This is a genomic window from Variovorax fucosicus (genome assembly GCF_030316825.1).
In the GTDB taxonomy this organism is placed as follows: Bacteria; Pseudomonadota; Gammaproteobacteria; order Burkholderiales; family Burkholderiaceae_C; genus Variovorax; species Variovorax fucosicus.
In genome coordinates this window covers 1326575-1350550 of the sequence record NZ_JASZYU010000001.1, presented here as the reverse complement: position 1 = coordinate 1350550, position 23976 = coordinate 1326575, and the positions used below count along the sequence as shown (strand labels likewise).

The window sequence follows — 23976 nt, the reverse complement described above, 5'->3', positions numbered from 1 at the left end:
CGCTTCGCGGCTGCCCCAGCGCATACCGCCCGCCGACGCACCCCGAGCACCAGGGGGGCCCAATGACCGAAGTCGTCCTCCAACTGCTGAACGTCGAAAGCGCCTACGGCCCCATCAAGGCCATCCGGGGCGTGAGCCTGAAGGTGCGCGCCGGCGAGATTGCCACGGTGCTGGGCTCCAACGGCGCCGGCAAGACCACCATCCTCAAGACCATCTCCGGCATCATCGATCCGCGCAAGGGCAGCATCGAGTTCAAGGGGCACAACATCACGGCCAGGGATCCTGCCTTCATCGTGCAGCAAGGCCTGAGCCATGTGCCCGAAGGACGCGAAGTCTTTCCGCTGCTGTCGGTGAAAGACAACCTCCTGATGGGCGCCTACACCCGCAGCGATCGTGACGGCGTCGCGCGCGACATGGAAACGGTGTTCCGCTACTTCCCGATCCTGCACGAGCGCGCCACGCAGGACGCCGGGCTGCTCTCGGGCGGCCAGCAGCAGATGCTGGCCATCTCGCGCGCCATCATGGCCGCACCGGCGCTGATCCTGCTCGACGAGCCCAGCCTCGGCCTCAGCCCCAAGCTCACCAAGGAAATCTTCGAGATCGTGGTGCGCATCAACCGCGAGCGCGGCACCACCATCCTGCTGGTCGAGCAGAACGCCAACATGGCCCTCAACGCCGCCGACTACGGCTACGTGCTGGAGAACGGCCGCATCGTCATGGAAGATACCTGCGAACGGCTGCGCGAGAAAGACGACATCAAGGAGTTCTACCTCGGCCTCAAGGACGACGGCGTGCGCGGCGAGCGGCGCTGGAAGAAAAAGAAGACCTGGAGATAAGCCGCATGCAAGGACTCTGGGATCTCTCCACCATCCAGCCCGGCAAGGACGTCGTGGTGCCGGGTGACACGCTGCCCGCGATGTTCTGGAATGCAGTGGCCATGCGCGGCGATGCCACCTGGATGCGCCAGAAAAAGCTCGGCATCTGGCGCGCCTGGAGCTGGAAGCAGACCGCCGAGGCCGTGCGCGAAATCGCCGGCGGCCTCATGGCGCTCGGCTTCGGCCCGGGGCAGTCTGCGTCGATCCTGTCCAACACCGTCATCGAATGGGTACTGTGCGATCTGGCGGTGCTGAGCTGCGGCGGCGTGTCGAACGGCATCTACCCGACCGATGCCGCGTCGCAGGTGCAGTACCTCTGCGAAGACTCGCGCACCACCGTGCTGTTCGTCGAAGACGACGAGCAGCTCGACAAGGCGCTCGAAGTGCGTGCCGGCCTGCCGCTGCTGCGCAAGGTCATCGTGGCCGACATGGAAGGCCTGCGCGACCTCCACGACCCCGGCGTGATGAGCCTCGACGCGCTGCGCACGCTGGGCCGTGAATACCTGCAGGCGCACCCCGACGCGGTCGAGCGCGGCGTGGCCTCCTGCCGGCCCGAAGACCTCGCCATCCTGGTCTACACCTCGGGCACCACCGGCAAGCCCAAGGGCGCCATGCACAGCCACGCGGGACTGGTCTACACCACGCGCGGCTACAACACGCTGGTCGCACAGGACGAGCGCGACGAGCGCATGTGCTTCCTGCCGCTGTGCCACATTGCAGAACGCATGGGCGGCGAGTACTTCGCGATGTACACCGGCGCGATCCTCAACTTCGTCGAGAACCCGGAAACGGTGCCTGAGAACGTGCGCGAGATTGCGCCCACCGTGTTCACTGCCGTGCCGCGCGTGTGGGAGAAGTTCTATTCCGGCGTGATGATCGCGCTCAAGGAGGCCAGCCCGCTGCAGCAGGCCGCCTACAAGTGGAGCATCGGCGTGGGCGAGGCCATCGCCGCGAAGGTGATGGCGGGCGAGGCGGTGGGTGGCGGGCTCAAGCTCAAGTTCCGCCTGGCGCGCCTGCTCGCCCTGGACAACGCGCGCAAGCTCATCGGCATCCACCGTGCGCGCTTTCTGGTCACCGGCGCGGCGCCGATTTCGCCGGAATTGGTCAAGTGGTACCTCGCGCTCGGCGTGCCGATGCTCGAGGTGTGGGGCATGACCGAGTCGTGCGGCGCCTCGACCGCGGTGCCGATCCAGCGCATCAAGCCGGGCTCGATCGGGCCGGCCACGGCCTACAACGAGGTGCGCATCGATGCGGCCACCGGCGAGATCCTGGTGCGCGGCCCCAACGTGTTCATGGGCTACCTGAACCTGCCCGAGAAAACCGCCGAGACCATCGACGCCGAAGGCTGGCTGCACACCGGCGACGTGGGCGTGATGGATGCGGACGGCTACTTCCGCATCACCGACCGCATGAAGGACATCATCATCACGGCCGGCGGCAAGAACGTGACGCCGAGCGAGCTCGAGAACGAGCTGAAGTTCAGCCCCTACGTCACCGACGCGGTGGTGATCGGCGACGCCAGGCCCTACCTGACGGTGATCATCATGATCGACCAGGAGAACGTCGAGAAGTATGCGCAGGATCACGACGTTCCCTTCAGCAACTACCAGAGCCTGACGCGCGCGCAGGAGGTTCTGGACCTGATCCAGGGCGAGCTGGATCGGGTCAACACCAAGTTCGCGCGGGTCGAGCAGATCAAGAAGTTTTTTCTGCTCGAAACCCAGCTCAGCGCCGAAGACGAAGAACTCACGCCCACGATGAAGCTCAAACGCAAGCTGGTGCAGACCAAGTATGCGGAGCGCATCGAGGCCATGTACAGATGATTTTTACAACGAAGGAGATGGTGATGAAGACATTGACAGCGTTGACCATGGCCGCTTCACTCGCGCTCGGTGCGGGTATCGCGTCGGCACAGCAAGGTGTGAGCAAGGACGAGATCCGCGTCGGCTCGATCCAGGATCTGTCGGGCCCGCTCGCGGGCTACGGCAAGCAGGCCCGCAACGGCATGCAGTTGCGGGTGGACGAAATCAACGAGCAGGGCGGCGTCAACGGCCGCAAGCTCACGCTCTTCGTCGAGGATTCGGGTTACGACCCCAAGAAGGCGGTGCTGGCCGCGCAGAAGCTGGTCAACCAGGAAAAGATCTTCATCATGGCCGGCCACATCGGCACCGCGCAGAACATGGCGGCAATGCCGGTGCAGTTCGAAAAGAACGTGATCAACTTCTTCCCGATCACCGCGGCGCGCGAGATGTACGAGCCCTTCCACAAGCTCAAGTACTCGTTCGCCGCCACCTACTACGACCAGGTCCGGCACGCGCTGCCGAAGATGATCAAGGACAAGGGCGCCAAGAAGGTCTGCACCATCTACCAGGACGACGACTTCGGCCTCGAGGTGCAGCGGGGTGCCGAGGCCGGCGTCAAGGTGGCCGGCATGGAGATCGCCGAAAAGACCTCGTTCAAGCGCGGCGCGACCGATTTCAGCTCGCAGGTCGCGAAGATGAAGGCCAGCGGCTGCGACCTGGTGGTGCTCGGCACGATCATCCGCGAGACCATCGGCACCATCGGCGAGGCGCGCAAGACCGGCTTCAACCCGACCTTTCTGGGCACCAGCGCCGCCTATACCGACCTGATCCACAAGCTCGGCGGCAAGCCGATGGACGGCATGTACGCCACGATGACGGTGCAGAACCCCTACACCGATGAGCAGTCGCAGCCGCTGCGCTTCTGGGCCAACAAGTACAAGACCAAGTTCAACGAAGACCCGACCGTGTTCAGCGTCTACGGCTACTCGATCATCGACTCGTTCATCAAGGTGGCGCAGAAGGCGGGCCCCAACCTCACGACCGAAAGCTTCATCAAGGTGATGGACTCGATGACCTTCGAGCCCGACATGTTCGGCGCGGCCAAGAGCACCTATACCGCCACCAAGCGCCTGGGCAACGACCAGTCGCGCCTGTCGCAGATCGTGGACGGCAAGTGGAAGGTGATCTCGGACTACGTCACGCCCTGACGCTCTCTTCGCCGGGATGGGCGCATCGTCGGCCGCGTGCTAGCTGACGATGCCCATGTGCCAGGGCACGAACTCGTGGTTGCCCAGGCCCAACAGTTCGCTCTTGGTCCTGGCGCCGGAGGCAGCGCGCAGGATCTGCTCGAAGATGCGCTGGCCCATCTGCTGCACGTCGACCTCGCCGTCGAGCACCGCGCCGCAGTTGATGTCCATGTCCTCTTCCAGCCGCGTGAACATCGGCGTGTTGCTCGCGAGCTTGATCGTCGGCGCCGGCTTGCTGCCGAACATCGAGCCGCGGCCGGTGGTGAAGCAGATCAGGTTGGCGCCGCTGGCGATCTGGCCGGTCGAGGCGACCGGGTCGTAGCCGGGGGAGTCCATGAACACGAAGCCGGCCTTGTCGATGGGCTCCGCGTACTCGTACACCGCCTGCAGCGGCGTGGTGCCGCCCTTCATGGCCGAGCCGAGCGATTTCTCGAAGATGTTGGCCAGGCCGCCCGCCTGGTTGCCGGGGCCCACGACACCGTTGAACTGGCCGTTGTGGCCGCGCGTGTACTCTTCCCACCAGGCCAGCCGGTCGAGCAGCTTCTGGCCGACCTCCGGGCTGACCGCGCGGCGGGTGAGCATGAATTCGACGCCGTGGATCTCGGGTGTCTCCGACAGGATCGCGGTCCCGCCGTGGCGCACCAGGATGTCCATCGCCGCGCCGAGGGCCGGGTTGGCGCTGATGCCGGAAAAGCCGTCCGAGCCGCCGCACTCCAGTCCGATCTTCAGATGCGCGGCACTGACCGGCTGGCGCTCGATGTCGTTGGCCGCCGGCAGCATGGCTTCGATGGCCGCGACGCCCGCTGCGATCGTGGCGCGGGTGCCGCCCGTGTCCTGCATCACGAAGGTCTTGACGTGGCTGCCCAGCGTGAGCCCTTGCGAGGCGACGAGGTCGGCCACCTGGTTGCGCTCGCAGCCCAGTCCGACGATCAGCACGCCGGCCAGGTTGGGATGGCGCGCGTAGCCGGCGATCGTCCTGCGCAGCACGTCGAAGTGCTCGCTGGGGGACGACATGCCGCAGCCGCTGGTCTGCGCAAACGCCACCACGCCGTCGATGTTCGGAAAGGCCGCGAGCCGCTCGGGCGTGAAGTGCGCCGCGATGTGGTGAATGGCGGTGGCCGAGCAGTTCACCGACGAAATGAGGCCGATGAAGTTGCGCGTCGCGACGCGCCCGTCGGGCCGCACGATGCCCATGAAGGTCGCGCGCTCGGCCTCCGGCACGTAGTCGACCGGCCGCACGTCCTCGCAGAAGCCGGGGTCGCGGTCGAAGTCGATCAGCGCGAGGTTGTGCGTGTGCACGTGTTCACCCGCTTCGATGTCGCGCATTGCCGCGCCGATCACCGTGTCGTACTTCTTCACCGGCTCGCCGGCCGCGATGCGGCATGCCGAGATCTTGTGGCCGGCCGGCACCTGTGCGCGCATGCGCAGCCCGAACTCGGGCAGCTCCTGCCCGAGGCCGATCGGCGAGCGCGCGATCAGCACGTTGTCGTTGGCATGCAGCCGGATCAGGGCAGAAGCGGGAGCGATGTTCGGGGTCGCAGGGGCGAGGGCGGCAGTCATGCGGGTCTCCAGTTCGGCCTAGGGTTCAGCTCTTGCTGATCAGTTCCTTGAGCTTGAGCCGCTGGATCAGCGCCTTCTCCTTCTCGTAGCTCGCGGCGACGTATTTCTCGTACTCCGGCGCATCCAGGTACAGCAAGGGGGCATCGATCCTGGCGCAGGCCGCCGTGAACTCGGGGCTCGCTGCCGCGACCTTGAAGGCGGCGCGCAGCCGGGCCAGCACGTCGGCCGGCAGCCCCTTCGGAGCACCGATGCCATTGGGCGCATCCACCACCACGTTGTAGCCGGACTCCTTGAGCGTCGGCACGTCCTGGAACTCGGTGGTGCGTTGCTCGCCCCAGGTGGCCAGCAGGCGCAACTTGCCGGCCTTCACGTGCGGCGCCCATGAACTCGAATCGGCCAGCACGTCGACGTGGCCGCCCATCAAGCCCTGCAGCGCTTCCGATCCGCCCTTGTAGGGAATCGCATTGAACTTGGCGCCCGCCGCGAGGGCGAACTCCTCCATGCCGACGTGCGTGGCCCCACCGAGGCCGGCCGTACCGTAGGTGATCTTGTCGGGGTTGGCCTTGGCGTCGGCCACCAGGTCCTTGAGCGTCTTCCAGGGCGCCTCGGCCCGCACGGCGATGCCGAAGGTCTGGCCCGAGACGCGCGCGATGTACGCCAGATCCTTCGTCGGATCGATCTGCACCATGCCCAGCTGCGAGAAGCGCGTCACCGAGATCGGGATCTGCCCGATGGTGTAGCCGTCTGGCTTGGCCGAGGCCAGCGCCTTCAGGCCGATCATGCCGGAGGCACCGGCCTTGTTGTCCACCACCACCGATTGGCCGAGTTCCCTGGAAGCGGCCGTGCACAGCGCGCGCATCGTCACATCCGCGGTGCCGCCTGCCGGCCACGGACAGATGAAAGTCACGGGGCGATCCGGGTAGCCGGCAGCGAATGCGCGTGCGGTGGACAAGGGAAGGATGGCAGCGGCGAGGCTGCCGAGCACGAGCTGGCGGCGATTGGATCGCATCGGTTTGTCTCCTGATGTTCGGTCGTGGAACTCCGATTGTTCGTGGGTAGAACATTACAATCCAATGAAATAAGCGACTCTCTTTATTCCCTTTGGGTTATGGAGCCGACATGGCCGATATCGACCGCGTGCTGCGCTCCAACCTGAAGCTGCGGCACCTGCAGCTGCTGGTGGCGCTGGATGAATTCCGCCACCTCGGGCGCGCCGCCGAGTTCCTTTCGGTGAGCCAGCCGGCGGTGTCCAAGACGCTGGCCGAGATCGAGCGCATGTTCGGTCTCGACCTGTTCGTGCGATCCACGCGCGGCACGGAACCCACTGCCTACGGCAACGCCGTCGTTCGCTTCGCCCGCTCGGTGCTGGCAGACTACGGCCGTACGCGCGACGAGATCGCCGCGGTGGCCGGCGGCGCAGCCGGCCGCACCAGCGTGGGAGCGATGGTGGTGGCGATGCCCTCGCTGCTCGTGCGTGCCGTCACGCTGCTCAAGCACCGTTCGGCACGCACCACGGTGCTGGTGGAGGAGGGCGACCTGACCCGGCTGCTGCCCAGGCTGCGCGTCGGCGAGCTCGATCTCTTCGTCGGCCGGCTCGAACCTGGCTATGCGTCGCCCGATCTGGACACCGAGGCGCTGTATGCCGAGCCGATGTGCATCGTGGTGCGCCCCGACCACGCACTTGCGCGCGACACACGAGTCGACTGGAAAAAGCTGGCCGACGCTCCCTGGGTCGTTCCGCCACCGTGGGCCTCGTCGCGCGTCAAGCTCGAGCAGATGTTCTACAAGCATGGCCTCGCGCCCCCCGTCGACATCGTGGAGACGGCGTCGTTCCTTGCCACGCTGACATTTGTGCGCGAGCGGCCCGCGGTCGGGTTCCTTGCGCGCGGCGTGGCGCGTCACTTCGAGTCGGAGGGGCTCGTCAAGATCCTGAAGCTCAAGGTGCCGATCGAGCTGCCGCCGGTGGGAATGATTACCTTGCGCGGACGTCTTCGCACCCCCGCGACGGAGCAGCTGATGGACTGTCTGCGTATCACGGCGCTCACCGTTGGCGCCTGATCAGGTGCGCATTGCCATCAGCGCTTTCCAAGATGCTCGGCGATGGTCTGGGCAGAAACGCCGACCTCGGCCACGGCCTTGCGAAGGTCGGCTTCGCTGACATCGAGGTGCTGCGTCCAATACCGGATTTCGTGAGGCTCGTTGATGTCGATGCGGCTGCGGTCTTGCGCGCCGGTGTTGGCGAAGTCGTCGGACATGGTGGGTGTTCTCCTTGGAAAAGTGCCACCTTCTCACGCATCGGCGCCTTCACCATGACGGCCGGCGGGCAACTTCGTGCAGGACGAGTGCCCGTCTTGGCGGAGCGACAAAATTGTTACCGGTATTGTTACTTTCGACTGACGCGGTTACAACCCTGCCTTTGTCTGCATTAATACCGCTTGAGGTCGCTCGTGCTTCCGAATGATTCGATCTACCGCTTCGACAACATCGAATTGCGTCCTTCCACCCGGCAGCTGCTGGTAGAGGGCCAGCCTGCCAGCTTGGGGGCCCGCGCCTTCGATGTGCTTTCGGCCTTGATTGCCCACCGTGAGCGGATGCTGACCAAGAACGAGCTGCTCGAGATGGTGTGGCCGAACCTGGTGGTGGAGGAAAACAACCTGCAGGTCCATGTGAGCGCACTGCGCAAGCTGCTGGGGCCCCAGGCCATCGTCACGATTCCGGGCCGTGGCTATCGCTTCGCTGCCGCGCTGGACGCGCTGCCTGCCTCGGCCACGGCCGCGACGGCCGCTGCGGCCGCCGCACCCGCACGGAGCCCCAGAGATGCCCCCATGGCATCCGCCGCCAGGGCCCTGCGTTCGGACACCGGCAACCTGCCCGCCCTGCTGCCGCCCTTGCTGGGCCGAGATACCGAGCTGGCGATGCTGCGCGAGCTGGTACAAAAGCATCGGCTGCTCAGCGTGCTGGGGCCGGGCGGCATCGGCAAGACCAGCCTCGCCCGCACCGTGGCCCGCCAGGTGGCGCATGACTTCCGGGACGGCGCCTGGATGGTGGAGCTGGCCTCCATCTCGGATCCGGCCGCGCTGCCCGGCGCGGTGGCGCTGTCCCTGAGCATCAACCTGCCCGAGCGGGCCGACGCGAGCATCGAGCTGGCCGAACGCCTGCGCGGCCACGAACTGCTCGTGCTCGACAACTGTGAGCACCTGATCGAGCCCGTGACCGCGCTCGTGGGCCACCTGCTCGAAGCCGTGCCCAACCTGCATGTCCTGGTCACGAGCCAGGAGCCCTTGAAGCTGGCCACCGAGCGGCCGGTCCGGCTCGGCGCCCTGGCAGTGCCGGACCATGCCGTCCTGGCCGATGCGGCGACGCATGGCGCCGTGGCGCTGTTCGTGGCCCGCGTCGACGCCATGCAGCCGGGCTTCCGGCTCGACGAAGGCAACCTCGACGCGGTGGTGGACATCTGCCGCGAGCTCGACGGCCTGCCACTGGCGCTGGAACTCGCCGCCGCGCGCGTGCCGCTCCTGGGCGTGCAGGGCGTGCGGCAGCACCTGGCCCAGCGCCTGCATGTGCTGAAGAACGGCGTGCGCGATGCGCCCTCGCGCCATCGCACCCTGCGCACAACGCTCGACTGGAGCCATGCGCTGCTGAGTCCGGACGAGCAGAAGGTGTTCCGCCGGCTTGGCGTGTTCGTCGGCGGCTTCGGCCTCGAGTTGGCGCAGCAGGTGGCGTTCGACGAGCACATCGATGTCTGGGCCGTGCTGGACCATCTTGGCAACCTGGTCGACAAGTCGATCGTGGTGGTCGATGCCGGGCCGGTGCCGCGCTACCGTCTGCTGGGGACGGCCCGCGCCTATGCCCGCGAGCAGTTGGAGGCGGCCTCCGAATGGGACACCCTGCGGCAATGGCATGCGCGCTGCATGCATTCGACGCTCGACCGTCGCGCCCGCACCGACCGCCTGGGCCACGAGACGACGGACCAGTGGGTGCTGGCCTGCAGCCCCGAGATCGACAACCTGCGCAGCGCGATCGAATGGGCCTGCGGCCCCGACGGCGATGCCGCGCTGGCGCTCGACCTGGTGAACATCGCCGCCGTGCTGATGTACCAGGCCGGCCGCTACCCCGAGTGCGTCCGCTGGATGCTGATGGCCGAGCCTCTGATCGACGAGGCCACGCCGGCGCAGGTGGTGGCCGAATTCAGCCTCGGCCTGGCGCTGGTCGGTCTGCACGGCGGCATCAGCGCCCAGCGGCGGATGCAGCTGCTCGACCGGGCCTGCGACATCTTCGAGCGGCAGCCGCCGCACGGCCTGCTGGCCCTCACCCTGTGCTCGAACGCCTACGTGGCAGCCGTGAGCGGCGATTTCGACAGCGCCGAGCGAAGGCTGCTGCAATGCCGCGCGCTGGTCGAGCAACCCGGCCTGCGCGCCTTCAAGGGCACCTGGCTGTTCTGCACGGGCCTGGTGCAGCGCTACCAGGACCAGCCCGTCCAGGCGCTGGCTGCCTTCACCCAGGCGCTGCCGCTGGTGCGGTCGGAGGGCAACGCGCGCACGCTGTTCCATGTGCTCAACAACCTGGCTGCCATGCATCACGAACTGGGGCACGTCGACGAGGCGGTCGCCCAGTTCCGCAGGCTCATCGACCATTTGCAGCGCTCGCCGCTGACCGATGCGCAGATGATGGCCTTCGCGCTGAACTGGTATGCGCACGCGCTGACCGGCCAGGGTGCGCTCGAGGAGGCCCAGGTCCAGGTGCTTCGAAGCCTGCCGCATTGCCGCCGTTCGGTCGGGCTGCGCCACTTCGCGGGCATGCTGGCGCTGCTGGCGGCGCGCCAGGGCCGGCTGCGCGAGGCCGCGCTGTTGATCGGCTGCGACGACGCCGCGCGCCAGCGGCGCGGCGAGCGGCGCGCGCCCAGCGACATCCGCACGATGGCGGCCGCCCTGGCGCTCATCGGCGCTGCGCATCCGGCGACCCTCATCGAGGCCTGGCGCCTCGAAGGAACCGGCCTCGACGAGGACGCCACCGTCGCGCTGGTGACCGGACCCGGTTGATCGACTGAGCTTCACGCAACTTGCGGCGCAGAAAGCCGCGTGCCCCAGTCGTGAAACACCGCGGAACCGGCTTCGCCGGGCCGCTGGTGTTGCCCCCGGAGAGGGGGTTGGCGGACCACACGAAGTGGGGGAGCCTGGGGGAGAGCTTCATCCTTTTTCGAGCTGCGCGATCAGGTAGGGGAAGACGTCCCGCGCCGCATCCCGCCCGATAAACAGATCCATGTGGGCGTAGCCGTCGAAGATGTGGCGCGTGTACAGCGCCGGGTCGTTGAAGGCCGACAGCCAGCTCTGCGTGCGGATGCAGGTTTCCGGGAAGAAGAGCTGGTTGCCGGCGCCGGCCACGAAGCTGATCGGCAGCGCCAGCCGCGGCGCTTTCTCCGGCACGACGTAGACGTTGCGCCCCTCGCTGTCCACCGCCTTGGCCTGCTGCATCATCAGGCTCAGCTGCTCGAAGGGGCGCAGCGACACGCAGCCGAACATTTCCGCCAGCGCCGTGTGGGTGGCGTTGTTCAGCTGCGCATGCGTGTACGAGGGCCCGAAGATGGAGAACACGCGGCGGCACAGCGGGTTCTTGCATTCCTCGCCGGCGGGGATCGGCACCTTCCAGGCGAGCGTGTCGATTTCGCGATCCAGGTCGGTGGTGCCGGGCACGTTGTCGAAGCGGTCCCCCAGTGGTGCATAGCCTCCCAGCAGGCGGGCCAGGCCCAGGTCGGCCTTGGCGTAGTTGAGCCAGTTCGTCACTGGATGCAGCGTCAGCTGCGAGGAGACGATCGACCGCACGCCAGTCATGCCGTCGAGCAGGGCCATCATCAGGCTCATCGAACCGACGCAGTGCGCGATCGCCTGCAGATCCCGTGCGCCCGTGGCCTCCAGGATGAAGCGCACCGCGGCCGGCCAGTCGATGCGGGCGATGTCGTCGATGGTGAAGGGGGCGATCGGGCTGCCGGAATCGGGGCTGGCCCGGTAGTCGAACAGCCACACGTCCCAGCCGCGCGCGCAGAGCGCCTCCACCAGGTTCTGCTCCACCGTGTCGGTGGCGAAGGACGACGCCCGCACCGAGAAGCCCGGCGCCAGCACCACCGGCCCGCGCGCGCCGCCGGCATAGCGGGTGAGCTTGACGCGGAAGCCATCGCCGACGTCCAGGCTGTGTGGCACCGGCGTCGGCGCGTGCAACGCGCGTCGCTGCAGCTGGGGCAGGTCGAGGGCCGGGAAATTGTTCAGATCCGCCAGCAGGCCGCCGTAGGCGCGGAACAGCGTCGTGCCGAAGAAGCCGCCGAACTTGGCCAGGTAGACGGCGTTGATGGCGTCGCGTGCGGCCGGCACCTTCCGCTCCAGCTCGCCCAGCAGGTTTGCGGGCGGCTCCAGCCGGATGGACGACGACTGCCACAGGAGGTCTTCGAGGTCGAGCGTCAGGATGCCCTGCGCGACCATCGGGCTCTCGGCGCTTTCCACGTCGTGCACCCGCACGAACAGCGTGGTGGTGTCGGTCCAGGGTGAGGATCCGGCCCACTGGTGCAGCACCTTGTGGCCCTTGAAGCGCAGCCGCGAGTCGCCGCGCTGCAGCATCATCTCGTAGGTCATGGTCCAGGTTTCCACGCGCTGCGCGTCGGCCGGCAGGAGGTGAAACACGCCGCTCGCTACCGGCATCGGCTCGTGCCACAGCGCCGGGCAGGTGACGGTGCCGGAGATGGTCGCGGCGTGGGTCGGATCCGAGACCATCGCGTACAGGTCGTGCGTGTGGATGGTCAGCTCGAAGCACATCGTCTGGTTGCGCATGCGGCCCCAGGCGCAGGCGACTTCGTAGTCGTCGGCAATGCGGCGTGCCGCGTCGGGGCGCGCGACCACCGCATCGGTGCTGATCCAGCCTTGCATGGTCTCGGTGAACTGGAAGCTCGGGCTGAGCAGCGCCGGATCCTTCTCGATGATCAGCTTGATCGCGTGCTTCGCCAGATCGATGGCGCCGGCTTCGATCTGGCCGGTCACGCTGTGGAGGAGCGCTTCGGCGTCGTGCGCGATCGACGAGATCTCGCGCTCCAGCCGCTCCAGCAGGCTCGAAGGAGGCGCGGCGGCGGGCTCGGCGGGAGGTTCAGCAGGAGGCGAGGATGCGTTGCGCGCCGGCAAGAGCTGGCGCGGCTTCAGGCCGAATTCGGTCGCCCAGCCCCGCGCGTCGCACAGGTTCTGGCAGGCGCGCTCGGCCAGCGCAGTGATGGTCAGCAGCGGATTCACGCCTGCCGCGCCCGGCAGCACCGCGCCGTCGCAGACGTACAGGCCCTCGTGCACCGCCTCGCCTTCGCTGCCCGAGAACACTTGGCTCTGGTGATTGACCACGCCATCGCGCGCGCTGTCGCCCATGCCGCAGCCGCCGAGCGGATGCACGGTGATCAGCTTGCGGCCGAGTGATTCGCTCGACAGCGGATTCGGGATGAACTGGCCCTGAACCGCGTCGTTGGCGGCCCGCAGCCACGCCTCGTCCCTGGCGATCGTGGAACTGGCGCCGGCGTTCGGCCAGTCGATGCGCAGCCGGTCGTCCTCGAGGTGCAGGCGGCCGGCCGCCTCGTCCACGCTCATCACCAGGTAGGTCTGCGTGCGGCCCACCGCGCCGCTGTAGGCCAGCCCGGTCAGGCTGCCGGGGTCGTTCTGCACCGCCTCGCCCAGAACCTGGGCATCGAGCAGACGGGGCTTGGCCTGCGCGGCGCCGTACGCGAACTCGCCGCCCAGCATCGCGTCGGCGAAGAACAGCGCGGGCGTCAGCATCGTGGCCAGCGCGCCGGGGATCACGCCTTCTTCGATCACGAGCCCGTCGCCCACCTCGGCCGTCTGGCGCATGTCGATCACGCCGGTGATGCATGGCCCTGGCAGATCGGCCGGCGCAACCTCGTTGCGCCCCATGCCGACACCGTTGATGTTGCGCTGAACCGCCTGGCCCTGTGCATCGGCGTCGGACTGCCAGTAGCTGTTGTAGCCCAGGGCGAGCACGTCGCCGTTGCCGGAGAAGCGCTGGCCGAGCCGGTCCGACAAGGGCAGGCCTTTCGCCTTGGAGCGCAGCAGGATCTCGGTCGAGCCCAGGGCGCCTGCGCCCAGCATCACCACATCGGCGGTGACGCTGCGCCGGCCGGTGGCCTCCTGCGCGGCCGGGCCCTCCGAACCCCGCAAGGCGACCTCGTCGAAGAACACACGCCAGCGCGCGCCGTCGCGCTCGACGTGGCTAACCCGCGCGCCCGTGAAGATCTGCGCGCCGTGGCTGTGCGCGTCGGGCAGGTAGTTCATGCGCGTGGTGTTCTTCGCACCCACGTTGCAGCCGCTGGTGCAATCGCCGCACAGGTTGCAGCGCGGCTGCGTCACCCCGAACGGATTCACCTGGTCGACGAAGTTCACGGCGATCGGTGGGCGCTTGAAAGGCTTCTTCATCGTCGCTGCCGATTTCTGCAGCGCCAGCAGCTTGTTCAGCGGCGGGAAGTCTTCCGAATCCTCGGGATAGGGCGAGGGGTCGAGCATCTGCCGGGCCCGTGCAATGAACGGGTCGAGCAGCTTCGGGTCGCGGCGGAACTCGGCCGGCCAGGGCGTGGCATCGAACAGGCGCGGATCGATCTCCAGCGCGACGTTGGCATTGATCAGCGAGGTGCCGCCCAGGCCGCAGCCCACCATCGCCAGCATGTCGTCGTTCAGGTGCAGGTTGTACAGGCCGTCGGGCGCGCCGAGCTTGCCGCGCGCACCGTCGATCTGCATGTCGGCCTGTGCGGTGGAGAGGTCGTTCGGGAACTGGCCGGGCAGGATCTCGCGGCCGCGCTCCAGCACGCAGACCGTCTGGCCGGCCCGCGCGAGGCGCGAAGCCGCCACGCCGGCGCCATAGCCGGAACCGACCACGACCACCGCGTAGTGCGGGGCGATCTCGCCGAGCGGGCGGGAAATGGGCTTCATCGTCATGCCTTCGCCTTTGCCATCGTCCTGGCTCCGGCCGCCATCACCGCGACCGAGGCGGTGAAGAATTCGTCGAGCAGCAGCGTGGCGCGACTCTCGGTGGCCTGCTGCGCGTTGCGCGAGAAGGCCTCCCAGGCCGGTGCTGTGCGTTCGATGCCGGCGGCCAGCGCCGCCAGCATCGGGTTGTCGCGGTCGCGGAAGCCGCCGCCGCCCCGCGCGTGCACCGGGGGCACGCGGCCGTTCACCGGGTCGTTGAAGAGCCGCAGCGACGCGATGTTCAGCGCATCGTCGATGAACATGGCCGAGGCGCCCTGCGTGGAGGTCATGGTGGGCTGGTCCATGACCCAGCCGCCGGTGTTGAAAATGCCGACCGGCCGGTCGAAGCCCGCCACCGGCAGTTCGTCCTCGAAAGGCTTGTGGCTGTGGCCGAAGACAAAGCTGAAATCCAGCTCCGACGGCTTGAGCCCGGCCTGCTCGAGCTGCAGCTTCACCGGCCCCGACAGGTACCAGCGCAGATCCGCCACGTCATCGGCACTCATCACTTCGGAGTAGCCGTCGCGCTGCGACTCGGCGCCCCGGCCCAGCGTGGCGTCGAGCGTGCCGAGCACGAGCTGGCTGACCGTGATGCCCTGGAACACATCCATGCTCCCGCTCATGCCGAAGTTCTGGTCGAGCTTGGTCACCAGCAGGGCTGCCAGCCGTTGCGAGAAGTCGTGCGATGCGGCGGCATCGCGCATCACCTCGTAGAGCTTGCCGGCGCCGGCCCCGGTCAAGCCCGAGCTGCCGAGGTCGGACCACATGAAGTCGACCCAGGCACCGTTCTGGCCCTCCAGGTCCGAGACCGTCACGGCGCGGGGGTTGCGTCCGGCGCTGCGGCCCGGGGCTTGCGCATTCAGCATCGTCATCACCCGGTACATCGGGTCGATGTAGTGCCCGTGGTGCAGCACAACGCAGCGGCGGCGCGACGCATCGAGCAGGCCAAGGTTCGGATAGGCGATGTCCACCCGCGCGTCGGCCAGGCCCGGGCAGCTGGCCGCGAGCCGCGTCAGCATCGCCGAGCCGATCCGGGCGGCCTCGGGCTCGTCGTCCGCAGGCTCGAACAGCGCGGTGTGCTTGATCAGGTCGTCCTCGATGCGGCCCTGCTGCAGCGCGTCCTGGTACTGCTGGTCCTGCGCGATGCGCCAGAGATGGTGGTCGTGGTTGCCGGGCACGTACAGCACGCGCGGGGCGAACACCGGACGGCCGCCGTCCTGCATCACCGTCTCCACGAAGCACCGGAACGCCGCCGCCACGTCGCCCATCGGCGACAGGCCCATGTCGAGCACGTCGCCCAGCAGGATCAGCGTAGGGGGCGGGCCCTCCATGGCGGACAGCAGCTGGCGCAGGGCGCTGCCGAAGGCGATCTGGGTGTCGCTCGGGCGGCCGGGGTCGGGCCGTCCCTGCGCGTCGGCATAGGTCAGGGTGCTGTAGGCGGCACCGAGGTGAAGGTCGGACAGGCAGACATAACGCGGTGCATTCAGGGCCATGGCTCGTGGGTGGATCAGTCTCAGTCGAACCCGGCTGGATCCGTGCGTGAACTGTCGCCGAAGGCGACCGCGGCGTCATCAATGCGGCCCTTAAGCGTTCTGAATTCGCAGGCTGGCGGCCGCCCTGAAGCGGGCTTCAGCATGCTTCAGTACTACTTAAGGACTGAAAAGGCGCGGCGCGGGAAGCTTGGCGCCTCTTTCACAAGCCAACGGAATAGCCCCATGCGTCATGCGAACACCACCCCTGCCGCCGCCATCGCCGCGACGCGGCGTGCCGTGGGACTGCCTCGGCACGTGCGGCTGCACAACGGCGCGCAGGCCCAGATCCGCGCCGTGCGTTCCGACGACGCGAAGCGCTTCGGCGGCTTCGTTGCCGGGCTGTCGGCGGCGTCGCGCGGCGAGCGCTTCGGCCGCGGCTTCGATGCCTGCTCGCCGGCCACGCTGGTGGACCTGGTCAACGTGGACGGTATTCGCCGTGTCGCTTTCGTCGCCACGCTGAGGCTGGACCATGACGAGGAGGTGATCGGGGAGGCGCGCTACGACGTCAACGCGGACGGCGACTGCGCGGCGCTGACGCTGGTCGTGGCCGACATCTGGCAGGGCCAGGGGCTGGCCGACCAGTTGCTCGACCACCTGCTCGGGGCGGCGCGCGATGCCGGCCTGCGCCGGCTTGTCGGCGAGGTGCCTTCTTCCAACCGCCGGACGATCCGCTTCATGCAGCGCATGGGCTTCGTCGCGTTTGCCCAGGGCGCTGATTGGGCGGAGCTGCGCATCGAGCTGAAGCGTGGCGTGGCCTCGCGGATGTCGCAGGCGCCCGCGCCGCGGCCCGTGGAGGTGGTGCGGCGCTGGCTGGACAACCAGCTCTTCCAGTTCGGCTTCTGAATGGCCTCCCATGGCGAGATAAGATGCCGCGCTTTTGGCGCGCCGGCGCACAAAGGGGCTGACATGGCGATCACCACCGATGGACCGCGTGCGGATGCACCCGTGCGTCGCATTCGCGAACTGCCGGGGCCGCGCGGCCTGCCTCTGCTGGGCAATGCCCTCCAGATCGAGCGCGAACGGCTGCACCAGAAGGTCGAGCAATGGGCGCGCGAGTACGGCGAGATCTACCGGTTTCGCATCGCCTCCCGCGAGTTCGTCGTCATCTCCAACCCGGGAACGGTCGCAGCAGTGCTGCGCGACCGGCCCGACGGATTCCAGCGCGGCGCAAAGCTCAACGCAGCGGCTCGCTCGCTGGGCTTCAATGGCCTGTTCACCGTCAACGGCGACGAATGGCGGCGGCACCGGCCCATGGTGCTGCGCGGCCTGGACCCGACCCACATCAAGGCCTTCCATCCCACGCTGGTGAAGGTCACGCAGCGCTTCGAGGGCCGCTGGCGCCGTGCCGCGGAGGCCGGACAGCCGATCGACCTGCAGGCGGATCTGATGCGCTACACCGTCGACGTGACCGCAGGCCTGGCCTTCGGCACCGACATCAACACGCTGGAGTCGGACGAGGAAGTGATCCAGCAGCACCTGGACAAGCTGCTGCCCGCGCTGGCCAAGCGCGTGCTGTCGCCGCTGCCGCGCTGGCTGACGCGGCGCGACCGGGCGGTGGAAGAGGATCTGGTGGCCGTTCACGGCGCCGTGAACGGCTTCATCGCCGCCGCGAGGCAACGGCTCGCCGACGACCCTGAATTGCGCGAGCACCCCCGCAACCTCATCGAAGCCATGGTCGCCGAGCGCGACCGGCCCGGCTCTGAGCTGACCGACGAGGACGTGTCCGGCAACATGCTGACCATGCTGCTGGCCGGCGAGGACACGACGGCCAACACGCTGGCGTGGATGATCTGGCTGCTGCATTGCCATCCCGAAGCCGCGCAACTGGCCACCGAGGAAGTTCGCCGCGTGCTCGGCACCCAATCCCATCCCACCCATGAGCAGTTGAGCCAACTCGATTTCGTGGAAGCCTGCGCGCACGAGACGATGCGGCTGAAGCCGGTCGCCCCGCTCCTCATTCAGGAGGCGGTGCGCGACACCGTGGTGGACGGCGTGGCCGTGCCTGCCGGCACGCCGGTGATGTGCCTGATGCGCCCCGGCGCCGTGAATGCCGCGCATTTCGCCGATCCCCAGGCGTTCCGGCCGGAACGCTGGCTCGCCGGCGACGGCCCGGGCCGGGCCGCGAGCTCGGCCAAGCGTGTCGCCATGCCGTTCGGCGCCGGGCCGCGCACCTGTCCCGGCCGCTACCTGGCGCTGTCGGAGATGAAGATGGTGGCCGCCATGCTGCTCGGCGCATTCGAGATCGCCGATGTCTCGACCGCTGATGGCACGAGCGTGCAGGAGCGGCTGGCGTTCACGATGTCGCCCGTAGGCCTTCGGCTGCGGCTGCGCGCGCGGGCCTAGAAGGCACCTGTGCACAGACGCGGCGAGTCGAGTCTTCGGCTAAGCCGCTTGTCGCAGGGACGCGCGCGCACAAGCCAGGAACGGCTCGATCAGTGGGCTCTCCCAATCGCTGCGCCAGCAGGCAGCGATGTCCATCTTTGCATCGACGTTACGGAAGGGCCTGAACACCACGCCCGGCGGTCGGCCGATCCGGGCGCAGGCGGGCAGGATGGCCACGCCCTTGCCTGCCAGCACGAGCGCCAGCGCCGACACCATCGTCTCGACCCGTTGCGCGATCGGCATGCTGACATCGTGCCGCCGGAGCATTGAAGCCACGACGGATTTGTCGACGTCCCCTTCGGGCATAGGGAGCCCGATGAGGGGCGTGCCTGAAAGCCGCTCCAGCGGAATGCTGGTCATCCGGGCCAGGGGCGAATCCGCATGCACGGCCAGCATCAAGGGCTGGGTGCCGATGCGTTCGACGGCAATGCCTGCCTGGACGACGGGCGGAATGCAGATCGCCACGGACACCTGCGAGTCGGTGATGGCCGAGACGTTGTTGACGGCATTCAGTTCCACATACTGGATTTCCACGTCTGGCAACTTCGCCCGAAGCACGTTTTCCAGGCGGGGGAGCACCAGATAGGACAGCACGACCATGGTTCCGACCGTGAGCCGGCCCCTGCTGCCTGACCCGATGGCCCGGGCGGCGTCGAATCCTTCGTTGGCAAGGAGCAGTGCTTCCTTCGCACGCTGGAAGAGCGCATTGCCGGCGTCGGTGATCTCCATGCCGCGCGCGGCCCTGCGAAACAGGGGCGTGCCCACCGCCGCCTCCAGATTCTTGATGTGAACCGACAACGGCGGCTGGGCCATGTTGAGCCGGCGTGCCGCCTTTCCGACGCTGCGTTCCTCTGCAACGGCCACGAAGTAGCGGAGCGTTCTGAAGTCCGGTGCTGCCATACGCTGGTCATATGCCTTTTCAGAAAAACAGTATTGGACGCGATGGTGCGGCACATCAATCATTTGCGCCATGAAAAAGTTTCCCCGTCTGCCGAAGTCCGAGATCTGCGAAATGTCGGCTGTGACGATGCGCACGCTCGTCGCGCAGCGCAAGCTCTCGCCGGTCGAGATCGTCGAAGAAGTATTGGGCCGGGCCGACGCGGTCCAGCCGCACCTGAATTGCTTCATCACCCTCTGCCACGAGCAGGCGATGGCGCAGGCCAAGCAGGCAGAAGCCGCCGTGATGAGGGGCGAGGCATTGGGCCTGCTGCACGGCTTGCCCTTTACCGTGAAGGACATCGTCGACACCGGGAACGTCAGGACGACCTACGGGTCCGTGCTGCATCGCGACCACGTTCCCGCGCAGGATGCAGTGGCCGTGGCGCGCATGCGCCAGGCCGGCGGCATCCTGATCGGCAAGACGACCACGTCCGAGTTCGGCGCCAAGTGCATGACCGACGCCCCTCTTTTCGGAAGCACCCGCAACGCCTGGAGTGCAGCGCGCACGAGCGGCGGCTCGAGCGGAGGCGCGGCTTCGTCCATGGCGGCAGGCATCGCGCCGCTGGCCATTGCGACCGACGGCGGGGGCTCGACCCGCATTCCCGCCGCCTGCAACGGCGTGGTCGGTCTGAAGCAGAGCCTGGGTGTGGTTCCCCACAGCCAGGTACAGGACGCATTCGGGAACTACACCTACGTGACACCCACCACGCGCGAGGTGGGCGACACCGCGCTCATGCTGCAGGCCATGACGGGCGCCCACGGGTCCGACCCCTGGTCGTTGGGTGTGCCGGCCCGGCGCTACTTCGACGACCTGCGCCCTGCAGGCGACCTTCGCGGAAAGCGGATCCTCTACTGCGCGACGCTCGCCGGGCGTCCGATTGCCGCCGACGTCGCCGCCGCCTTCGACGCAGCCCTTGAAACATTGCGTTCGATGGGCGCAGACCTGGAGGAGATGTCGAGCGAGGGGTATGACGTCGAGCCGTTGTGGCGGGTGATCAACCACACCAGTTGGCGCGGCCGCTTCGCCCCGCTGGCCGCCGCGCATGCGGATCAGCTGAGTCCGTCACTGCTGCAACAGCTCGCGCTCGTCGAGCACGTCGATGGGGTCGACTTCCAGCAGGCCATGTTTGCCAGGACCGTGCTCTTTCGCAAGGTTCAGGCCCAGATGGAGACGCACGACTTCATCTTCACGCCGACCCTCTCGCGTACGGCCTTGCCGATTGACCAGGATCTGTTCGGCAGCATCGAGATCGATGGCGAAGCGTTTGCCGAGGTACGACCGAACTGGTTTCCGTGGACGATGCCCTTCAACCTCACAGGGCACCCCGCCATCAGCTTGCCGTGCGGCGCAGGCCACGACGGCATGCCTATCGGCATGCAGCTCGTCGGTCGATTCCGCGAGGACATGCAACTGCTGCAGGCCGCAGCGTCTTTCGAAGACGCGCACCGTCCGGTGAACGTGCTGCCCACCCTGGCCTTCTAGGTCCACCTTCTCCGTTCTTCACTCAACTTTGCAGGTACTCCCATCATGGCCTCGTTCCTCAAGACACTCTTTCTCAGTGCGTCGATCGCTTTGATCGGCGCCGCCGCGCATGCCGACAGCAACGCGCCCATCCGGCTGATCATCGGCGTTCCGCCGGGTGGCGCTCTCGACAATCTGGCGCGCTCGCTGGCTGAGGATTTGCGCACCACGCTCAAGGAGCCCGTGCTGGTGGAGAGCCGGCCCGGCGCCTCGACCCGGATTTCCATCGAGGCGGTCAAGACCGCACGGCCCGATGGCCGCACGATCCTGATCGGCGCCACACCGCCTTTCGTCCTTTTCCCGATGACCTATGCGCGGCTGAACTATGACGTCGACAAGGATTTCATACCTGTCGCGCACCTGGCGAATGTGCCCTGCGTCATTTCCGCCGGCGCAGATCAGCCGTTCAAGACGATTCCCGAGTACGTGGCCTGGATCAAGAAGAATCCTGCCAACGCAAGCGTGGGACTGACCAACCTCGGCGGCGGGCTGCACTTCAGCGTGCTGCAGTTGTCCAAGGCCGTCGGTGTACCGCTCACGCCGGTCACTTACAAAGGGGGTGCGCCGCTTGCGACAGACATCATCGGAAACCATGTGCCGATGGGCACCGACGCACTGGCCAGCCAGCTCGAACTCCACCGCGCGGGCAAGTTGCGGATATTGGGCGTCGCAGGCACCAAGCGCTTGAGCTGGCTGCCCGACGTTCCGACGATCAAGGAGTCAGGCTATGACGCCTTCGACCGCGCCAATGCCGCCTATGCCGCCTTCGTGCCGGCGGGAACGCCGAAGGACGTGGTTGCGAAGCTGGAGACAGCCCTTCTTGCCGCAATGCGCAATTCGCAAGTGCGCGGGCAGGTCGATCGCATGGGCCTCGAGCCGACCGGGCTCCCCGGCGCGGAACTGAAGCGCATCATGGCCGAGGATCGGGTGTACTGGCGCCCCATCGTCCAGGCATCGGGGTTCAAGAGCGAAGACTAAATCGATGACCGACGACGCAGACAGGGTCGGCTGGGCGGTGCTCGTTGCCGCCAGTTCGGGCGCGCTGCTGTGTTTCCTCAATCTCAGCGCGCTCAATGTCGCGCTGCCTGCCGTGGCGCGAAGCCTGCACGCCTCACCGACGCAGGCGAGCTGGATTCTGCTGTCCTACATGCTGGTCACTACCGTTTGCATCCTCAGCTTCGGACGCCTGGCCGACCTCTGGGGACGGCGCCGACTCTTCCTCTCAGGACTCGGGCTTTTTGTGGTCGCCTGTGCGGCATGCGCCTTCGCACCCACCGCCGATCTGATGTTGGCCAGCCGCATATGCCAGGCCGTGGGCGCGGCCGGCGTCATGGCCAACGCCAGCGCATTGGTGAGTGACGCGTTCGGCCGCCGCAAGATGGGGCTGGCACTCGGCGTGCTCGCCATGGTTGCGGCCCTGGCCCAGGTCGTGGGCCCGCTGGCTGGCGGCTTCGTCGTGTCGTGGTGGGGATGGCGCGCTCTTTTCATGCTCAACGTGCCCATCGGGCTTTGCGTGCTGGCGTGGTCCTGGAAGGTCCTGCCGAATAGCGCGGCGGCGCAGTCCGAGCGCTTCGACCTTGCAGGCGCGGCGCTTTCCCTCATTGGCATCGGATGCGTGACCTATGCACTCTCGATGGCAGGAACCAGCGGATGGACGAGCACGCCAGTGTGGGCATTCATGCTCGCGGGGCTTTGCGCCATCGTCCTTTTCTCCGGAGTCCAGATGCGTGTGGCCAGTCCATTGGTCGACCCGTCGCTGTTCAGTGACCCGGGGCGCCGGATCGCCTACGCGGGCATCCTGCTTCTGTCGATGACGCAAGCTGCACCTCTGTTGCTCGTGGCCTTGTATCTCCAGGCTTGCGCGGGCCTCGAACCATCGGAGGCGGGCCTGCGCATCGCGCCGGTCGCATTCGGCATGCTGATGGCCGCGCCGGTAGCGGGCATCCTGCTTCGACGCTTCAGCGCCGAATCCATCTGCGTGGGCGGCATGCTTCTCGCAGGATGCGCACTGGCAACGCTGGCGGCGCTGCTGCAGCCAGCGATCGGCGCCGTGCAACTGTCCGTCTGCCTCTGGGTGCTCGGCCTGGGCATCGGGAGTTTCGTGACGCCGAACAACGCGTCGATCCTGCAGAGCGTGCTCCCCCGGCGTCGCGGTATCGCCAACGGCGTCCGATCGACGCTGCAGAACACGGGCATCATGGTGGGAACCGCGCTGACGTTGAGCGTGGCGATGGCACAGCTTCCTTCCGGCTCGCAACGCATGATTCTGGGCAATGGCAGCCCGGGACTTTCGAATCTCGATGTAGCCACCTTTACCCAAGGGGCCAGTTCTGCGCTGGCCTTGCTTGCAGTCCTTTGTCTGGCCGGCGCGGCCCTGATCGCGAATAGCTGCCGTCAAGCCGGGCAGCCGCAATCAGCGTGAAGCAGAAATTTTTGGACGCTCCAGGCGTCAGGCAACGTATTCAGTATGGGCGGCCAATCGCCCCCGATCCAGTAGCTCGATGTGCCGGTAGCCAACCCGCAGCGTGCCGTCCTCGTCCCACATCTTGAGCAGCCGGTTGACGCTCTGGCGCGACACGCCGAGCATGAAGGCCAGATCCTCCTGCGACACGTCGAGCGAGACTGCACCCGCCGCGCCGGCGGGCCGCGGATCGAGCGTCAGCAGCCGATGCGCGAGCCGCACGGGCAGTGGCATCAGGATCGCATCGTCGATCCACGCGAGCGCCTGGCGCAGCCGCATGCACACCAGGCGCGTGAAGGCCATGTGCACGTCGAAGCGTTCGGCCACCAGGCGATGAAAATCTTCCGCCTGCACGACGGCCATCTCGGTCGCGGCGAGCGCGCATGTGTCGTACACCCGCTCACGGCCGACCAGCAGCGAGACCTCGCCGAACCAGTGACCCGGCTTCAGGATCGCGATCACCGCCTCGCGCCCGCCTGGCGCGACGACGCTGACGCGAAGTGAGCCGCTCAGCACGCCGAACAGCGCGTCGGGTGCGGAGCCCTTGAGAAACACCGAGTCGCCGCGTGCCAGCGACCGGCGGTGCGCAACCTCGAGCAACTGCTGCTGCACGTCGTCGGGCAGCATCTGGCGGTCATCGGATTCCGACGCGTCGGTCATGCGGGT

Annotated in this window: 17 protein-coding genes; 10 read left to right on the top strand and 7 right to left on the bottom strand. The window is 67.4% G+C overall.

The window, feature by feature from the left end:
* Nucleotides 1–62 precede the first annotated feature (62 nt).
* Genes QTI05_RS06245 through QTI05_RS06235 form a run of 3 tightly spaced genes read left to right on the top strand, consistent with a single transcriptional unit; the run spans nt 63 to nt 3885 of the window.
* On the top strand, nt 63–836 hold the full coding sequence (locus QTI05_RS06245; protein WP_286623449.1) for an ABC transporter ATP-binding protein: 774 nt from the start codon (nt 63–65) through the stop codon (nt 834–836).
* Nucleotides 837–841: 5 nt separating this feature from the next.
* Nucleotides 842–2698: an AMP-dependent synthetase/ligase gene (locus tag QTI05_RS06240; protein ID WP_286623447.1), complete on the top strand. Its 1857-nt coding sequence runs from the start codon at nt 842–844 to the stop codon at nt 2696–2698.
* A 23-nt stretch (nt 2699–2721) separates the two neighbouring features.
* Nucleotides 2722–3885, top strand: coding sequence for an ABC transporter substrate-binding protein (locus QTI05_RS06235; RefSeq protein ID WP_444812868.1), 1164 nt, complete (start codon nt 2722–2724; stop codon nt 3883–3885).
* 39 nt (nt 3886–3924) lie between these two features.
* Here the strand turns inward: QTI05_RS06235 and QTI05_RS06230 are convergent, their stop codons facing one another.
* Entirely contained in the window at nt 3925–5484 is a 1560-nt protein-coding gene (locus tag QTI05_RS06230; RefSeq protein ID WP_286623446.1) for a UxaA family hydrolase, read from the bottom strand.
* Nucleotides 5485–5509: 25 nt separating this feature from the next.
* A complete protein-coding gene (locus tag QTI05_RS06225; protein WP_286623444.1) occupies nt 5510–6493 on the bottom strand; it encodes a Bug family tripartite tricarboxylate transporter substrate binding protein in 984 nt (327 codons plus the stop codon).
* A gap of 110 nt (nt 6494–6603) precedes the next feature.
* Between QTI05_RS06225 and QTI05_RS06220 the strand changes: the two genes are divergently transcribed.
* On the top strand, nt 6604–7542 hold the full coding sequence (locus tag QTI05_RS06220) for a LysR substrate-binding domain-containing protein (protein WP_286623443.1): 939 nt from the start codon (nt 6604–6606) through the stop codon (nt 7540–7542).
* A gap of 17 nt (nt 7543–7559) precedes the next feature.
* Here QTI05_RS06220 and QTI05_RS06215 read toward each other — a convergent pair whose 3' ends face one another.
* On the bottom strand, nt 7560–7739 hold the full coding sequence (locus QTI05_RS06215) for a DUF3606 domain-containing protein (protein WP_286623442.1): 180 nt from the start codon (nt 7737–7739) through the stop codon (nt 7560–7562).
* 192 nt (nt 7740–7931) lie between these two features.
* Here QTI05_RS06215 and QTI05_RS06210 point away from each other — a divergent pair, with 192 nt between their 5' ends.
* Nucleotides 7932–10523: an ATP-binding protein gene (locus QTI05_RS06210; protein WP_286545400.1), complete on the top strand. Its 2592-nt coding sequence runs from the start codon at nt 7932–7934 to the stop codon at nt 10521–10523.
* Between the two features lie 147 nt (nt 10524–10670).
* Here QTI05_RS06210 and QTI05_RS06205 read toward each other — a convergent pair whose 3' ends face one another.
* Both QTI05_RS06205 and QTI05_RS06200 read right to left on the bottom strand, forming a co-directional pair.
* Complete coding sequence (locus QTI05_RS06205; RefSeq protein WP_286623440.1) at nt 10671–14441, bottom strand: alpha/beta fold hydrolase; 3771 nt, start codon at nt 14439–14441, stop codon at nt 10671–10673.
* A 2-nt stretch (nt 14442–14443) separates the two neighbouring features.
* On the bottom strand, nt 14444–15967 hold the full coding sequence (locus QTI05_RS06200; RefSeq protein WP_286545398.1) for a metallophosphoesterase family protein: 1524 nt from the start codon (nt 15965–15967) through the stop codon (nt 14444–14446).
* Between the two features lie 222 nt (nt 15968–16189).
* On the opposite strand from QTI05_RS06200, the gene QTI05_RS06195 reads away from it, so the two are divergent.
* Both QTI05_RS06195 and QTI05_RS06190 read left to right on the top strand, forming a co-directional pair.
* Complete coding sequence (locus QTI05_RS06195) at nt 16190–16849, top strand: GNAT family N-acetyltransferase (protein WP_286623438.1); 660 nt, start codon at nt 16190–16192, stop codon at nt 16847–16849.
* Between the two features lie 63 nt (nt 16850–16912).
* Nucleotides 16913–18349, top strand: a complete 1437-nt coding sequence (locus QTI05_RS06190; RefSeq protein WP_286623437.1) for a cytochrome P450 — start codon at nt 16913–16915, stop codon at nt 18347–18349.
* 39 nt (nt 18350–18388) lie between these two features.
* Here the strand turns inward: QTI05_RS06190 and QTI05_RS06185 are convergent, their stop codons facing one another.
* Nucleotides 18389–19360, bottom strand: a complete 972-nt coding sequence (locus tag QTI05_RS06185; RefSeq protein WP_286623436.1) for a LysR family transcriptional regulator — start codon at nt 19358–19360, stop codon at nt 18389–18391.
* Between QTI05_RS06185 and QTI05_RS06180 the strand changes: the two genes are divergently transcribed.
* Genes QTI05_RS06180 through QTI05_RS06170 form a run of 3 tightly spaced genes read left to right on the top strand, consistent with a single transcriptional unit; the run spans nt 19359 to nt 23271 of the window.
* The gene (locus QTI05_RS06180) at nt 19359–20810 is read left to right on the top strand and encodes an amidase (RefSeq protein ID WP_444812867.1); all 1452 of its coding nucleotides are present in this window, start codon (nt 19359–19361) and stop codon (nt 20808–20810) included. The two genes, QTI05_RS06185 and QTI05_RS06180, sit on opposite strands and share 2 nt — an antisense overlap.
* A gap of 45 nt (nt 20811–20855) precedes the next feature.
* A complete protein-coding gene (locus tag QTI05_RS06175; RefSeq protein WP_286623435.1) occupies nt 20856–21827 on the top strand; it encodes a tripartite tricarboxylate transporter substrate-binding protein in 972 nt (323 codons plus the stop codon).
* Between the two features lie 4 nt (nt 21828–21831).
* A complete protein-coding gene (locus QTI05_RS06170; RefSeq protein ID WP_286623433.1) occupies nt 21832–23271 on the top strand; it encodes an MFS transporter in 1440 nt (479 codons plus the stop codon).
* A 27-nt stretch (nt 23272–23298) separates the two neighbouring features.
* On the opposite strand, the gene QTI05_RS06165 is transcribed toward QTI05_RS06170, so the two are convergent.
* Nucleotides 23299–23970 (bottom strand): Crp/Fnr family transcriptional regulator, encoded by a 672-nt coding sequence (locus QTI05_RS06165; RefSeq protein ID WP_286623432.1) that lies wholly within the window; start codon nt 23968–23970, stop codon nt 23299–23301.
* Nucleotides 23971–23976 lie beyond the last annotated feature (6 nt).